Source organism: Membranihabitans marinus (assembly GCF_019802045.1).
GTDB classification, from domain to species: Bacteria; Bacteroidota; Bacteroidia; order Chitinophagales; family Saprospiraceae; genus Membranihabitans; species Membranihabitans marinus_A.
The window spans coordinates 36,670-52,660 of record NZ_JAHVHU010000022.1; the positions used below are offsets into that span (position 1 = coordinate 36,670).

Annotated in this window: 8 protein-coding genes; 5 read left to right on the forward strand and 3 right to left on the reverse strand. The window is 44.9% G+C overall.

What is annotated here, in order from left to right; all coding sequences use genetic code 11:
- Nucleotides 1-195: 195 nt before the first annotated feature.
- From KUV50_RS18150 to KUV50_RS18170, 5 genes are all read left to right on the forward strand, one after another.
- A complete protein-coding gene (locus KUV50_RS18150) occupies nucleotides 196-1,377 on the forward strand; it encodes a 6-bladed beta-propeller (RefSeq protein WP_222581627.1) in 1,182 nt (393 codons plus the stop codon).
- A 187-nt stretch (nucleotides 1,378-1,564) separates the two neighbouring features.
- A complete protein-coding gene (locus KUV50_RS18155) occupies nucleotides 1,565-2,365 on the forward strand; it encodes an alpha/beta hydrolase family protein (protein ID WP_222581629.1) in 801 nt (266 codons plus the stop codon).
- 592 nt (nucleotides 2,366-2,957) lie between these two features.
- Complete coding sequence (locus KUV50_RS18160) at nucleotides 2,958-4,871, forward strand: S9 family peptidase (protein ID WP_222581630.1); 1,914 nt, start codon at nucleotides 2,958-2,960, stop codon at nucleotides 4,869-4,871.
- A gap of 355 nt (nucleotides 4,872-5,226) precedes the next feature.
- Complete coding sequence (locus KUV50_RS18165) at nucleotides 5,227-6,429, forward strand: PNGase F N-terminal domain-containing protein (RefSeq protein ID WP_222581631.1); 1,203 nt, start codon at nucleotides 5,227-5,229, stop codon at nucleotides 6,427-6,429.
- A gap of 377 nt (nucleotides 6,430-6,806) precedes the next feature.
- Nucleotides 6,807-9,302, forward strand: a complete 2,496-nt coding sequence (locus KUV50_RS18170) for a heavy metal translocating P-type ATPase (protein ID WP_222581632.1) — start codon at nucleotides 6,807-6,809, stop codon at nucleotides 9,300-9,302.
- Nucleotides 9,303-9,729: 427 nt separating this feature from the next.
- On the opposite strand, the gene KUV50_RS18175 is transcribed toward KUV50_RS18170, so the two are convergent.
- The 3 genes from KUV50_RS18175 to KUV50_RS18185 form a co-directional block, all read right to left on the reverse strand.
- Nucleotides 9,730-10,191 carry a transposase gene (locus tag KUV50_RS18175; RefSeq protein WP_222581633.1) on the reverse strand — a complete coding sequence of 154 codons (462 nt, stop codon included), beginning with the start codon at nucleotides 10,189-10,191 and terminating at the stop codon, nucleotides 9,730-9,732.
- A 632-nt stretch (nucleotides 10,192-10,823) separates the two neighbouring features.
- On the reverse strand, nucleotides 10,824-11,636 hold the full coding sequence (ligD, locus tag KUV50_RS18180) for a non-homologous end-joining DNA ligase (RefSeq protein ID WP_222581634.1): 813 nt from the start codon (nucleotides 11,634-11,636) through the stop codon (nucleotides 10,824-10,826).
- A 354-nt stretch (nucleotides 11,637-11,990) separates the two neighbouring features.
- Complete coding sequence (locus KUV50_RS18185; RefSeq protein WP_222581635.1) at nucleotides 11,991-15,158, reverse strand: efflux RND transporter permease subunit; 3,168 nt, start codon at nucleotides 15,156-15,158, stop codon at nucleotides 11,991-11,993.
- Between the last annotated feature and the right edge of the window lie 833 nt (nucleotides 15,159-15,991).

The window sequence follows — 15,991 nt, forward strand, 5'->3', positions numbered from 1 at the left end:
CTCACATAGTGGCTTTAGCCATTAAAGTGCAAATCATTCAGGGCTAAAAGCCCAATATGATTTTGCATTATCATCCCCGGCCTAAAGGCACGGGGCTATAAAATTAACTGACTTTTTGGAGTAAGCTCATGATTCATCGTTTAAATGATATATTGTGCGAAAACCGAACTATAGAGCCAAACCATCCAAACCACTATGAAATTTATTCTAAATTTATTCATTCTTATTCTGATGTGCATCGCGTGCGAGTCCAATAGTGATATGGAGAATAAAGATCCGGGAATGATATCTATTTCGATTCCTGCAGAGACTGATGGTTCGTGGAACGCGATGGAATATTTTTCTGACTATCAAATTATACCGCTTGAAACGACAGATGCTTCTCTGATCCGAAGAATCAAAAAAGTGATTGTATTGAAAGAGTATATCATTGTATTTGATAGTTCTGGTGGTAAAATCCATTTTTTTGGTCCACAGGGAAAATATCTTCATTCGATTGATGTATCTGGTGATGGTCCGGGAGAATTATTGGGACCACAGGATATCTCTGTCAACCCGAAAGAGGGAGCACTGTTGGTCTACGATGATAAGAACGGGCTGATTACCTATGATTTGAACGGTCAGTTTTTGACTCAGGAGAAAGATGTTTTTGATGGAGTAGTGACAACGAACTTTTTTGATGTATTATGTTTTGAACGAATTTCTGATCGTACCTTTTTGTTTCGAAGAGAGGTGCCCGGGAACGGAGGGGACCACCAAAATGGAAAGAAACTTTATATTGGTGATTTTCATCTGATGACCGATTCATTTTTAAACTACTCCCTGGATAATTATACCAACCACAACACGGTCTACACCAATTATTTTTCGGCCTATGAGCAGGGGTTCAATTATTGGGAAATTTTCAACGATACGTTGTACCACGTGGATGGTGAAAAGAAGACCCTCAAACGCAAATATTATCTTGATTTTGGAAAACGCAGTATGGCTGATCTGTTACCACATAGCCCACTGAATGAACTTTTGGGGTATCTGAACAAGAATGGTACAAAGCATTCGGGGATGCCCCGTCATTTTGTGGAATTTGAAGATAAACTGTTTTTCAACTACACCTATGATTTGACCAACAATAATCCACAAGTCAAATTTGCTGTATATGCCAAAGAATCTGAGCGTATCAATGTCTTTGATGGGATTCATTTGCCGGACGAAGGCTTATCATTCAAAGAATTACAATTCAAGATTACCGGTGATAAAGCGTTGGCAGTGGTGAATCCGATCGATCTATTTGAAAACGAGAATTCCCGTACTTTCCTTGAAAATTATCCGGATTTACAGCAGTCGGATAATCCCGTATTGGTTATCTTGTCACGATAACGATTTTTTCGATGAAAAGAATCTTAATCATATTGGGTGCTGTGTGGTTCTGGTTTCCATGTCTATCGCAGAATAAACTCTTCACCATTGAGATGCTCAATCAGGTGAATTATTTTCTTTTGATCTGGAAACGAAGATGTTCAGTCCGATCACCCATATAAATGATAGCTTGTTCAGCACCATAAAAATGCCGGTCACAAAACGGCGATACATAACCACCGTGGATGGTAAAAAAATGTTGGCATGGGTAGTATATCCGCCCGATTTTGATCCTGTGAAGAAATATCCGGTATTACTATACGCACAGGGCGGACCTCATGTGGCTATTTCCCAGGATTATTCCTTGGGGCAAATTTTTATGTTAATCGCTTCTCAGGGATATATCGTCCTGGCCCCCAATCGACGTGGGGTCCCGGGGTTTGGTAGAGAATGGGACGATGCGGTACCTGGAAATTGGGGTGGCCTGGCCATGCAGGATTACTTGACGGCCATCGATAATATATCGCAAGAACCCTATGTGGACCTCAATCGAATGGGCGCTCTAGGAATTAGCTTCGGCGGATATTCCATTTACTGGTTGGCCGGGCATCATGGTGGTCGATTTAAAACTTTTATAGCGGATCGGGGGATATTCAATACACGGAGTTTCTATGGGACCACCGATGGTCTTGAGTTTCTCAACTATGAAATGGGTGGACCGTACTGGATGCCATCTGATAAAGGCATTTCAAATGCTTTTGATGCTTACAACCCAATCAATGCTGTCCAAAACTGGGATACACCCATCATGATTATCCATGGAGGGCAGGATTACCGGGTGCCGCTGGGGCAGGGCTTGGAAGCTTTTCAGGCTGCCCAATTGCGTGGCATCAAAAGCAGATTACTTTATCAACCTGCGGAAAGCCATTGGATCGGAGGTTTTCAGAATAGTTTGGTATGGTATCGGGAGATTCTTAAGTGGCTGGATGAAACTTTAAATGATGATTAATTGTAAATTATAGGTGCGGACATAAAATTACGCACGTTATTCTCAAAAAATGTCCTGTTTTTAATAAATCACGCAAAGTGTGTGTTTGAACATGGATATAGCAGACTGTCATAATAAAGTCCCGTTGGGACGATAGATCATAGCCTGGATTGTCAGACCCAAGGTTGTATGATTAGACTATTGAGTCCCATGGGGACGACAGATGAACCTGTCGTCCCTGTGGGACTCAATAATTACGGAGTTCAAAACACATAACCTCCTCTTCCCTGAATTGCGCCTACCGGCTTATTCGGGTTTATTCATCTTCAATACCTCCGGTGTTGTTGGACTCAAATGCTGCACATTGACTCAAGTTTTTTCAGTTGCAATGATTCGTATTTTACGCTCGATTAACCATCGTAAATTGAGATTAGGATCAATTTTCAATAGAAATAAAGAAGGTTGTGTTTCCGAATATTTCCATTACGAGACTTCATTGGGAGCGAAAGAATATGATTTCTGTTGCACCATATCCTGTTTATTCTATGACTGAAATTGAATAAAAATATCTGAATTTTCAGTACATTGACCTGATAAACAGAAAAGATAGATTATGAAACGAGTCCTATTTTTTTCGATCTTTGTGTGGATCCATATTTCTGCTTTTGCTCAGCAAGACCATTTTTCACCCGAAATGCTGTGGCAATTGCACCGGTTGTCCCCCATGGGATTGTCGCAAGACAGCAGCCAGATTGTTTATAGTCTCACCACACCGCTTATCGAGCAGGACAGTTTCGAGAAGAAATTTTATAAAATTCCGGTAACCGGCGGTGAACCCCGGGAGATCAACGATCCCGATGAATATCTGACGCCGCCACTCCAATCTCAGGACGGCCGTTATGAGTTGTTTTTTAAAAATGTACACATTGAAGATGTCAAATCTACCGACCTGTATCCGGAGTTAAACAAGTCGGATGCCTACGTGTACCATTCACTGGATTATCGCCACTGGGACCACTGGAACGACGGGAGTTATAGCCATGTGTTCTATCGGGATCTGAACTCCGGGGATAGTGTGGACATTATGAAGGGAGAACCTTATTACACGCCTCAGGCTCCCTTTGGCGGATCTGAAGATGTGACCTGGAGTCCGGATGGAAAATTTATTTATTATGTGAGTAAAAAAGTGGCTGGTACCGAATACGCCCTAAGCACCAATACGGATATTTATCAATACAATATCCAGACGGGGGAAACAAAGAATGTGACCGCATCGAACAAGGGGTATGATACTTCCCCCCGGTTTTCAGAGGATGGTAAACTCGCTTACCTGCAAATGCAAACCCCGGGTTATGAAGCCGATAAAAACGATATTATCGTACTGGATGATGGCGTGAAACAAAATCTGACAGCCCAATGGGATGGCACCGTGAGTAGCTATACCTGGGCGAACAATGGAAAGGAGATCTATTTTATCGCACCGGTCGATGGGACAAAACAGCTCTTCCGGGTCGATTATCCGGGCAAACTACGCCGGATGCCTTTCCTGGACCAGCTGTCCGAAGGTCAACACGACATCACTGGAATCGTGGCTGAAACCAATGGGAAGCTCATCGTGACGCTGACGACCATGAATCAGGCCGCTGATTTGTACTCCTTTGATCTAAAAACGAAAGAATTGGCTCGGTTAACTCAGGTGAATGAAGCGATCTATGAGCAAATAAAATTACCAAAGGTGGAACGCCGCATGGTCACAACGGTCGACGGAAAAGATATGCTGACCTGGGTGATTTATCCACCGGATTTTGATCCAAAGAAGAAATATCCGACCTTGCTGTATGCGCAGGGCGGACCGCAGTCACCTTTATCTCAGTTTTACTCGTTCCGGTGGAATTTCCAATTGATGGCATCCCAGGGATACATCATCGTAGCACCTAATCGACGGGGAATGCCGGGCCATGGTGTGGAATGGAACCAAGCCATCAGTAAGGACTGGGGTGGACTCGCCATGCAGGATTATCTGTATGCCATCGATGACGTGGCTAAAGAGCCCTATGTGGATAAGGAACGGTTGGGTGCAGTAGGTGCGAGTTTTGGCGGATATTCGGTATTTTGGCTGGCCGGTCACCATGAAGGCCGGTTCAAAACCTTTATATCCCACGATGGCGTGTTCAACACGCGGAGCATGTATGGCACCACCGAAGAATTGTTTTTTGTCAACTACGATATCGGCGGCCCTTACTGGGAGAAAAATAACAAGATCGCTCAAAAGGGATACCAGGAATTTAACCCTATTAATTATGTGCAGAACTGGGATACACCGATCCTGATTATCCAGGGTGGTAAAGATTACCGGGTACCGATCGGGCAGGGGCTGGAAGCATTTCAAGCCGCACAGCTACAGGGGATAAAAAGCAAATTGTTGTTTTTGCCGGAAGAAAACCACTGGGTACTTAGCCCCCAGAATGGATTGGTGTGGCAGCGGGAATTTTTTAAATGGCTGGAGGAAACGCTGAAATTATTATGAATTATTAATGGTTAATTTTTAATTGGGGTTGTTCTTTAGGGTAGGTGGTAGCAGCAGTTTTGTGGAAAGTACTTTGGTTGAGGGGTATATGGTTTAGGAGGTTTAGGAGGTTGAGTGGGTTTAGAAACGAAGGTTTTCCAGATCTTACTTCGCCCGTCGAAGCTATGAGCGTAGTCGGGAGTTTTGATAAAACTGTTTTTCTAACGTGTTGTTTTGGGATCGGGAAGCTTGTGGGCTAGCCTTGTGGGAAGTAAGATTTCCGAGCCCTTCAATTTGGGTTGATGAATTTGAAAAGAAGGTTAAGCGCGAGGAATTTTAGATCGTTGAATCTATAACTCTAAAAAATAGGCATAGTATGAAATACATATTCAGATTACAAACGATAGTTGTTATTACAGGGTTTATGTGGGTCAACGCAGTGATGGCGCAATCTCCGGAGGTCCTCACTGTTTTTCAAAATACACCGGTTAATTTTAACGGTGAATCTCCTCACGATGATGATATAGAGCGGTATCAGGATGGGCGTATTCTTTTGAAGAAAGTAAAAGCTCCAATGTACCCGCAAGGCAGCGACGTCACCGTCAAAGTGTCTTTGGTGTCTGCCGGAGACCGCTGGGACAAATCGGGCTCACTGTTTGTGCTTCCGGATACCAGCAGGATTGAATTGCGGGATATTCTTCGGGACGAGGAATCGTATCCTGATCAAGCCGGAATCGATAAATATCCGGGGATTGTTCGAACAGATAACTATGTACCTGCATTGGAAATCATGCGGTTTATGACCCCATTTGGAGTCGGGTACTACAGCGATGAAGAGGCACATCCTATGATCCGGTACAATCGGCCGGTTTATGTGCCAACTTGGGCAGAGAAGGTTGAATGGGAAGCCAACGTGTCTGAATTAACCTCCGTGCTGACCGGTGAGTTTTACATTGGTGTATGGATTGACACCTGGACCCCGGAAGGGTATTCACTGAGTGTGGATCTGGAATATTCGGGTCGGTCACTACCTCCTCGTAAAGTAGTCCCGCTAACCAATACCATTTACTATGCCGGGCAAAAGCACCCCGATCTGTTTGCCTATCAACCGCTGACGGTGTCGGTGCCCCTTCCTGAAGATGCCAAAAATGTACGTTTGCACTACATCACGACAGGTCATGGCGGGCATAGTGGCGGTGATGAATTTATTCAAATCCCAAACCGGGTGTATTTTAGAGACCAACTGGTTTTGGATACCATTCCGTGGCGGGATGATTGCGCCGCTTTTCGCCGGTTCAATCCTTCATCCGGGGTATGGACCCGAAAAGATACAGCCCGTGCTTACAGTCGGGAAGGCAAGCGGATGAAGCGCGTGGTGGAAGAACGGCTTGCTTCCTCAGATCTTTCCCGGTCCAACTGGTGCCCGGGATCGGTCGTTTTACCCTATGTTATTGACTTGGGTGATGTGCCGGCTGGGGAGTATCCCCTCCGAATCGAAATCGACGGGACACCCATCGATGGCGATAAACTCAATCACTGGCTGGTGTCTGCGTATGTGATCTATACTTCAGATAATTGATTCATTCCATGAAAAAATTTTGAACCGGAAGGGATATTTCCAAAGGAGCATGTTTCTTGTACTTGTGTAGCGCTTGGAATAGCGTAATTTTGGGAATGTTTTGCCCCGTGCTTTTAGGCCGGGGAGAAGAGTGTGCAATTTTATTGGGCTTTACCTCTTAAAAGCATGTTTCTAAAAGGCTGAAACCCATTGTTAGAAATTATATTCCACCCCTGGGTTAGAACCCGGGGCAAAGCACGCAAATAACATAGATGTTCCCTTGGGATCAATTATTATAATATCCTAAAACAAATACTAATAAACGGACGTTTTGCGTCCCGTTTCTCAAAACCTTTTTTTCTCCCCCAATGTTAGCTCTTCAAAATAACAATACCATAATGAAACATAAATACCATATATCCGGAATGACCTGCAATGGCTGCCGCAGTCATGTAGAGCACGAACTTAATACCGTAGCCGGTGTAGCCAATGCATCTGTTGACCTCAAAGAAGAAGTGGCCGAAATAGAAATGGATCAGCACATTCCACTGGATCGATTCCAAAAGGCGCTGACCGAGTCGGGTGGATCGTATACCATTCATGAATGGAATGATAAGCCCGAAAAGCCAAAGACAGATAAAAAAAAAGTAGATAAGGGACCTGGGACTTATTATTGCCCCATGCAATGTGAAGGCGATAAAACCTACGATGCGCCGGGTGATTGCCCCGTTTGTGGGATGGATCTCGTCAAGGAAGTAAGTACGGAACCGACGCAGCAGCAATACACCTGTCCCATGCATCCGGAGGTCGTGGAGGATGAACCTGGGAGTTGTCCGATTTGTGGCATGGAACTGGTCCCCATGGAGCCGTATGAAAGCGAAGAAGAAAAAACGTACCAGAAGTTATTGAAGAAGTTTTGGATCGCCCTGGCTTTTACCTTCCCGATTTTTATCATCGCCATGTCCGAGATGATACCGGGTAATCCTTTGTACGACTGGATGGATCAGCGGTACTGGAACTGGATCCAATTTGGACTTTCGCTTCCGGTGGTGTTCTATGCGACCTGGATGTTTTTTGAACGAGCTTATCGGTCGATTAAGACCTGGAATCTGAATATGTTCACCCTAATCGGTATTGGAGCCGGGGTGGCCTGGTTGTTTAGCGTGTTTGGATTGCTATTCCCCGGTTTTTTTCCGGAGCAATTCCTTTCAGAATCTGGTGCTGTCCATGTTTATTTTGAAGCCGCCACGGTGATCCTGACGCTGGTACTAATGGGGCAGGTCCTGGAAGCCCGGGCTCACCAGAAAACCAATAGTGCAGTGAAGGAGCTTTTGAAACTGGCGCCCAATAAGGCGTTCCGGGTAGTGGATGGTCAAGAGGAAGAAATACCAGTGAGCCAGATACAAACCGGGGACCTTATTCGCGTCAAACCCGGGGGGAAGATACCGGTAGATGGAAAAATCCGGGAAGGCCAGAGCAGCATTGATGAATCGATGATTACCGGTGAACCGATTCCGGTGGACAAAGAAGTGGAAGATGAGGTTCATTCAGGCACGATCAACGGGCAGAAAAGTTTTTTGATGGAAGCCACCAAGGTGGGATCTGATACTTTGCTTTCCCAGATCATCGAAATGGTCAATAAAGCCAGCCGGAGCCGCGCGCCCATTCAGCAACTGGCGGACAAAATTTCATCGTACTTTGTCCCAATCGTTGTAGTGATAGCAGTGCTTACATTTGTCATTTGGGCGCTCATTGGTCCCGAGCCACGCTATGTGTATGCATTTGTGAATGCGGTCGCTGTGCTCATTATTGCCTGTCCGTGTGCATTGGGATTGGCCACACCGATGTCCGTGATGGTGGGTGTGGGTAAAGGTGCCAAATCCGGGGTATTGATTAAGGATGCAGAATCGTTGCAGCGGATGAATGATGTCGACACCGTGGTCATCGATAAGACGGGTACGATCACAGAAGGAAAACCGGTGGTGGAAGATATCTGGTCCCAAGATTCACAGTATTCTGACGAAGAGATTCTTTCCTATGTGGTGTCGATCAATAGCCACAGTGAACATTCACTGGCAAAAGCTACATCGGAGTATGGTAAAAGCCAAAATGCCAAAGTGTGGGATACTGATCAATTTGAAGCTGTTTCCGGAAAAGGGGTAAAAGGAATGGTCAAAGAAAAAAAAGTAGCCTTAGGGAATAAGGCGATACTGGAAGAACTGGGGATTTCGATACCGGGTTCACTGCAGCAAGCAGCCCATGAGGCACAGAAAAAAGGGAAAACGATCTCTTATCTTTCCATTGGTGATCAGGTGGAAGCATTTGTAGTGATTGCAGATCAGATAAAGAAGACAAGTGGAAAAGCGATCCAACGTTTGCAGGATAAGGGTATTGAAGTGATTATGTTTACAGGGGATACCGAGGAAACCGCACAAGCCGTTTCCGAAGAAGTCGGCTTGACTTCTTTTCGGGCCGGTATGTTGCCGGAAGACAAGCTCCGGGAAGTAGAAAAGCTTCAAATTCAAGGCCACGTGGTGGCTATGGCTGGCGACGGGATCAATGATGCGCCGGCTCTGGCGCAGAGTGATGTGGGCATTGCGATGGGAACCGGAACCGATGTGGCGATTGAAAGTGCCGGGATAACCTTGGTAAAGGGGGATTTACATGGGATTGTCAAAGCGGTGAATTTGAGTGGTAGCGTAATGCGAAACATCAAACAAAACCTGTTCTTTGCGTTGGTGTATAATTCCCTGGGCGTACCGATTGCAGCGGGTGTGCTCTTTCCATTTTTTGGATTATTGTTGTCACCGATGATTGCAGCCGTGGCTATGAGCTTTAGTTCCGTTTCTGTGATTGCGAATGCGCTCCGGTTGAAGGCGGTATCTATCGAATAAAAAAACCCTTCCTCATCATTTGAAGAAGGGCAATGAATTAAAAGGGCAATATTAAAACATAAATAAGAAAATAATCTTCGCTTTAACGTTCGATACAATGATAAGGTGAATTTTCCTTATTTCGTAATATCTTTTTAATCGGATACGTGAAAAAGTTAACTCAAATAAATTAAGAGTCTGCAACTTTACATTTAATATAAGTGTTCGTACAAACAATAAGCGGTGATTAGTACAAACGGCGCGTGGTGCTTTGGCACTTTGCGGCGGCGTGTCATGATCAAAAGTCGGGTAAAGTAAACTAGGAATAAAGACAATGTGAATGACCCCAGACGGGGTCAGATTAGGTTAGCACCGTGCAAAAAAAGAACAATCGACCTCAGCGAGGTCGGATTAGATTTGCGCAGAATATTTCATCAGACCATCTTGGTTATTCCAGGAATTCGAATAGGTATTCATCTTTATAGTCAATTTCAAAATCATTTAACATGGACAAATATTCATCCTTGAATCGTACTCTTTGAGGGTGTTTCTCCTGATGACGAATATACTCTATGATCTTACCTTTTTCTCTGTAACTATAAGAGAATGCACCATATCCAGTTTGCCATTGGAATTTACTTCGGGTAAACCCTTTATTTTTGATAAAACTATTGCTGGACTTTTTAAGCTCTCTAACCAAATCACTAATTAGTTCATTATCTCTATAATCAAAAAACAAATGAACATGATCATAGTTACCATTGACTGTCAGTGGATGATTTCCTCTGTCTAAAAGTGATGTGGACAGGTAGGAATAAAGTTCATTCCCCCAAGATTTCGCCAGTATTGCTTCCCTATATTTAACAGCGAATATAATTTGTATGTAAATCTTTAGATATTTATTGGCCATAGTGTTTCTTCTTAAAATAACACACTTTCTGAAATTTTCATCTACACCACCCAATTAAAACACATCTAAATTTTGACAAATGCGTGCCATCAAACTAATCCGACCCTGACTGGGTCGGTGGTATTGTATCAATACCTGGCTAACCTAATCTGATCCCCACGGGATCAGTCCATTGTAAAAGGTTTGAGCAAAAATGGAGCACCAACCAAGGCAAGATCGATACTTTAGGCCGCAAATGGAGTACCACTGGTCGATTGATCGATATTTGTATTTATGAAGAGTTAACCTCAGTCAAACAAAATCTTGCTAAAAATAATAATAGAAAGAGTTCGAATTTTCGAAAGATAATCCGAAACTCCTATGAATCATCGACCCAAATAATCCGAACCAGGGTAAACTATTGGCATTATCTAATTGTCAATCCGCAGAATCCCACTTACGCCCTTCCAGCCCGCTCGGCAACGAAGATAACCCGCTTTATTCACCACGTCAATTTGTTATGATACATAGCATGGAGTGCATCAATTTCTTAAATTTCAAAATTGGGTATATTCACATAACCCAATTTTGGGTGGCATTTGAATTTTGCGGGTCAGGCAGGAGGAGATTTGTAAGACACCTAATTCCTACGCCTATTTTTGGCCCAATCGCCGAAAAATATTTTGATAGGTATAATGGTCAGCGGAATCAATCGCACTGAGTTCGGACCATTCCAATGGGGTAGCGACACCGGCAGAAGCATTGGATCGCAGCGAGTATGGACAGACGGAGGTCTGACCATAGGCATTGCGGAGGTAGTCGAGGAAGATTTTGTTCTCCCGGTTTTCGATCCGAACTTCGGTCGTTAACAGCTCAGGATACATTTCCTCGAGCTCCAGAGCCATTGATTTAATCACATCCCGTCGTTCGTCAAACGTTTTTACCCGCTGCGCCGGATACCAGATGTGAAGACCTGTTTTACCGGTCGTCATCAGTTGGGGTTTTTTGCCTTTTTTACGCAGATATTTTTTGATCAATTGGGCGGATTCTTTCACCTCCTCAAAATCACCGTTATCGGGCGGGTCCAGATCAAAAACTACCTTGTCGGGTTCATTGAGTCGGTCCTGACGGGCCAGCCAGGTATGGAAACTCACCGTGCCCTGATTCGCAAAATAGATCAGAGATTCCAGAGAATCACAATAAAACTGCATTTTATTGCCCGATTCAGTGGGGACTTCGACGCGGGATATAAAATCCGGAAAATAATCAAACACATTTTTTTGATGGAATCCTTCCGCTTCGATGCCATCCGGAAACCGGAGCAGAGTTAGTGGCCGGTTTTTGAGGTGCGGCAACATGTATTCCGATATCTTCTCATAGTATTCGACCATTTCTCCCTTGGTCAATCCAAGGTCTGGAAAAATGATCTTATCAGGATGACTGATTTTTATGCCGGCTATCTCCATGGATGTGCGTGATCTGTGATCGCCATTGCGTGTGTTATAATTCGATCTTATTGACGTAAAACTAATGAAAGATACTAAAAAAAGTGAATAGTGTGTAGTTTATAGGTGGTTGATTCGGTTAATAAACTTGAGCGGGTGAGAATTTTTAGTTTTAAATTTTTAAATGAGGGTTTTTCTTGGGGGTCAATGATCCTTTTGACCGATGTTTGGTTTTAAATCTTTCGGCATCTTCTGCTCTCTTTTTAAGTAAGTTAGCGAGGCTAACCCATCGCCCATTAATACAAACAATGATCGATTTTTGTGTTGAGGAAAACTTAGATTTGACAGATCTTCGAGATCTGTTAAATCTGTTTTCTATTTTTTGAAAAAAACGGGTAGCAGCAGAACCAAAACGATGACCGAAGCCACCATTCCACCGATGGTACATACAGCCAGGGAATACCAAAACGGATCACTTTTATCAAAAATCACAAAAGGCAGTAAACCAAGTACTGTGGAAAGAGCGGTCAGCAGGATGGGAATGATTTTTCCATTATAAGCCTTAAGATAAGCCACCGGAGTAGGAAGATGACGTTGTATTAGACGGACCCGGTTATAATCGTTGATGATAAAGAATACCGCATTGACCGACAGCCCGCCGACCAGGAGGAACGAGGCCAGACCGCCTTGTCCAAATTGGAATTCAAAAAAATGGGTCACGAGGAAGATACCGATGTAAGAGAACGGGATCATCACCACCGGAATCAATGCCTGACGGATGGAATTGAATAAAATACTCCCGAGAATCCATACGAACAACATCCCCATTAGAATAATCCAGGCCATGGACGATTTGGAGTCAGGACCGCCCCAGTAATTACGCTGTGACTTGACCTGATAACCCACCGGCAGATTGGCCTGAATCTGTTCGATGCTTTCCTCCATGACCTTATTGCCCAGGCGATAATTCCCGATAAAATCATATTCCAAAACCAGCTGATACGCTTGATTTTTCCGCACGATGTCACTGCTTCCTTTTTCCTTTTCCAGGGTAAATACATCTTTCTGCCTGAAAAATGAATTGGAATCCCGCCGCGCCGGACGATGCAGGAATGACCACATCTGATCCTGTTGGTCCACCGCCTGAATGACCCGAACCGGAACCGTTCGTCCTTCATACGGCCATTGAGTGACTGCGCCAAAATCCCTCCGGCCAGACTCAAAGTGGGAAGCCATGATCCCGAGATGGATGTTGTTTTTTAGTAGAAAAGCGGGGGCCTTGAAGTCCATATAATAATAATAGTCCTCAGGGATGTAGTAGTTGATGTCGGAGTTTATAAAAACCTGCTTGATTCGGGGGTGTTCTTCCAGATAACTTTTTGACGAGCGCGCCAGGGCCCAGATCTGATCAAAGTTATACCCGGTCAATACAATATGCGTAGACACCCGCTCCCCCGGCAATACATTATTGAAGGCGTCACCTACGCCCCATACCCGAAAGTCGGCACTACCTGCCGAGACGGCGAATGAAGTTAATTCATCTTTGAGCTGATAGGGGAATCCCGTTTTCTCGTAATCTTCTTTGAAAAGGATCTCGATGCGGGCATTTTTCGGATTCGAAATATTAAGCTGAAATTGTTTGATTTGCGGGAAAGATTTCAAAAATGATTCTACCCGGAGCATCACTTCATTGAGTTGACTGATGGTCCCGCCTGGTGGCATCTGGGCCTGGAGGAAAAGCTTGGTTTCTTCCCGGCGCTGGGAACCGAAGAAAAACCGGTCCCGGTGATTGTAGAACAATCGAAAAGTGCCCCCGAGCCACTCATCCATAAAAGGTCGGATATGGTCGGCATAAAATTTATTTTCCTGAACGGTGTTGTACCGCTCCGCCCACTTGGTCTCTTTTTCAATTTTGTTCGGAAGCATAAAGAACGGGAGACCGAAAAGTAAAACGAATAATACAGGAATCACCCACCGGTGTCGGGACGTAAAGCGGCTGTAGCTGAGGTAAGTCGTGTTGAAAAAACGGATCCGACGTGGAATGCGGCGGATATATCGGCGTTGATCGCCCACACTCAACAAACTGCTCAGCGCGGGAATCAGGTAAAGCGCAGTCAAGAGCGACATGGTGAGATTGATGCTAAATATGAGAAAGAAGTCCACCAGGTTTTCCCGCTGACTTTTTTCCATGAGAAATATGGCGGCCAATGCACCGATGGTGGTGATGGTAGCGGCGAATATGGCCAGGAATATCCTTTTATTCCCTTTTTTACGGATGTGGTCGGACATGATGAGGATATTGTCCAGAATAATCCCCAAGGACAGAGTCAGTCCCGCAATGGAGTAGAGGTGAAGCGAAAGCCCGGATAAGTAATAACAAAGAAATGACGCGGACAACGTAAAGATCAGACTCAAAAAGATAATACTGATTTGTCGCCAGTTGCGGTACAGGATGACAATAAACAACATGAGAATGACCAGGGTGGCTATGGATCGGTAGGTGATCATCGTCAGTTCTCGCTCCAGGAATTCAGCGGCGTTGTAGGATTCGAATACCTGAATAAAGTCCTTGTTTTCGGATTCAAACTGTCGTACGATGTTCAGCGATTGACCGGCGAGTTTGATCAGATTGGCCTGGCGTTCGGCTGATATGGAAAGATTCACAGATTGCAAACCATTGATGCGGTAATATTGATTGGGCGGGGCTATGTTTTTGGATAGATGGCCCAGATCCCGGACAAAGATGGTACGCGATCCTTGTTGTTTTACCGGGAGATCGGGTATATAGCTCAGCGGATCTCGATCCATGCCTTCCCCGGCATAGATCAGGTAGGTCATGGCGGTCGGGGCGGATGGTTTAGAAATCCGGGTTTTGCCCAGTTCGCGTTTGCTTATAGCTGTGCGAATGGACTGCATGACTTCCCGGGGCTGGATGTTTAGCGTTTGTAGTTTTTCGGGTTGTAGGGTCAAGTGAACTTCATGTTGAGGTGCCCCATAGATATGGACCGAGGCGATTCCTTGCTGGGCGGATATATCGGGCAGCAGATTCCGGGAGAGAAAGTCGTGTAATTCGGTAGCGGGCAGGGTGCTGTTGACGGCGAAGGTGAGTAATCGTTGCTCAGTCTGGAACTCGCTCTGGTAATGGATCACGGGAAAGGAAGCGCCGGGCGGGAATTGACCGTAGAGCTGTCGGATCCGGGCAGATACCTCTAATCTTTTTTTTGCAATATCGTACCGGTCGCTAAACTGAAGCATAATTTGTCCCTGGTTGTCCGACGATCGGGATTGGATGTCGGTGAGTCCTTCGATGGAAGCGAGCATTCGTTCCAGGGGCGCTGTGATCCCTGATTCGACGGCTTCCGGACTTCCACCGGATAGATTATATGATATCTGGAGACCATGACTGCGGGGTGGGGGATTGAGCTGTATGGACAAGAAAGGGATCACGGCCAGACCACAAAGACCGATGACCAGCGCCAGCAGGACGATGCGAAAAGGGGTAAATCGATATGTGGATTCTTGTGCCAAAAGAAATGGTAACATTAAAAAGTACTAATTTATTAATTATTTGGTAACTTTTGTGGATATTATGCGAAGTGTTGGATGGTGATGGAAGATCTGTGTGCCTTTGGAGCCCCCTGCTAAGGTTGAGCTTTTCACCCACGTACCTCACCTGACACGGGAATTCTATTCCTAGATCGGTTTCTACCTATGGACCGTACCTAGCGGGACGATGCTGCGGAAGTTGATTGATTAGAAATCCATCAGGGAATACCAATGATTTTTACTGAGGGATACAGAGGTTTTTCCGTAATAGACGGGATTCATAAGCCGGGGTGGGGAGGTGCGAAGGGGGGTTGTGAAGCCCATTTTGAGTGGATGTTCAGAGATAGACCCCAAGGAATTCCACGAAGAGTTTTGCATGGAGGACACGGAGTTATTACGCCAAGAGGCGTAAAGATTTTTTCACAGAGGGTCACAGAGGATTCATGGAGGAACACGGAGGTATTTCAGTAGTAGACGGGATTCATAAGCCGGGGAGGGTAAGTGCGAAGGGGGATTGTGAAGCCCATTTTGAGAGGGTGTTCAGGGATGACCCAAAGGAATTCCATGGAGATTTTTTCACGGAGGGCCACGAAGGATTCACGGAGGAGCACGGAGGAGTTGCGCACAATGGAGTGCAAAGCTTATGAACAAAACCACTATCGTTAAATAAAACCCAGCAGAGCGATGCCATACCATAAATTCGAGAACTTCGGGCTTGTTTAAAATTTTGTGTATTCGCTCAAAATTGATTCTGATTTCATGAGTAAAGTTAAATAATCATTTTATGACTTTCACCCGATCCGGGAATAAGATAGTCAGTTGGTTAAAAA

What these genes read in the sequence shown, in the direction of transcription:
- KUV50_RS18185 (WP_222581635.1), bottom strand. Translation starts at nt 15,158, where the DNA reads ATGTTACCATTTCTTTTGGCACAAGAATCCACATATCGATTTACCCCT.
- KUV50_RS18165 (WP_222581631.1), top strand. Translation starts at nt 5,227, where the DNA reads ATGAAATACATATTCAGATTACAAACGATAGTTGTTATTACAGGGTTT.
- KUV50_RS18175 (WP_222581633.1), bottom strand. Translation starts at nt 10,191, where the DNA reads ATGGCCAATAAATATCTAAAGATTTACATACAAATTATATTCGCTGTT.
- ligD (WP_222581634.1), bottom strand. Translation starts at nt 11,636, where the DNA reads ATGGAGATAGCCGGCATAAAAATCAGTCATCCTGATAAGATCATTTTT.
- KUV50_RS18170 (WP_222581632.1), top strand. Translation starts at nt 6,807, where the DNA reads ATGAAACATAAATACCATATATCCGGAATGACCTGCAATGGCTGCCGC.
- KUV50_RS18160 (WP_222581630.1), top strand. Translation starts at nt 2,958, where the DNA reads ATGAAACGAGTCCTATTTTTTTCGATCTTTGTGTGGATCCATATTTCT.
- KUV50_RS18155 (WP_222581629.1), top strand. Translation starts at nt 1,565, where the DNA reads ATGCCGGTCACAAAACGGCGATACATAACCACCGTGGATGGTAAAAAA.
- KUV50_RS18150 (WP_222581627.1), top strand. Translation starts at nt 196, where the DNA reads ATGAAATTTATTCTAAATTTATTCATTCTTATTCTGATGTGCATCGCG.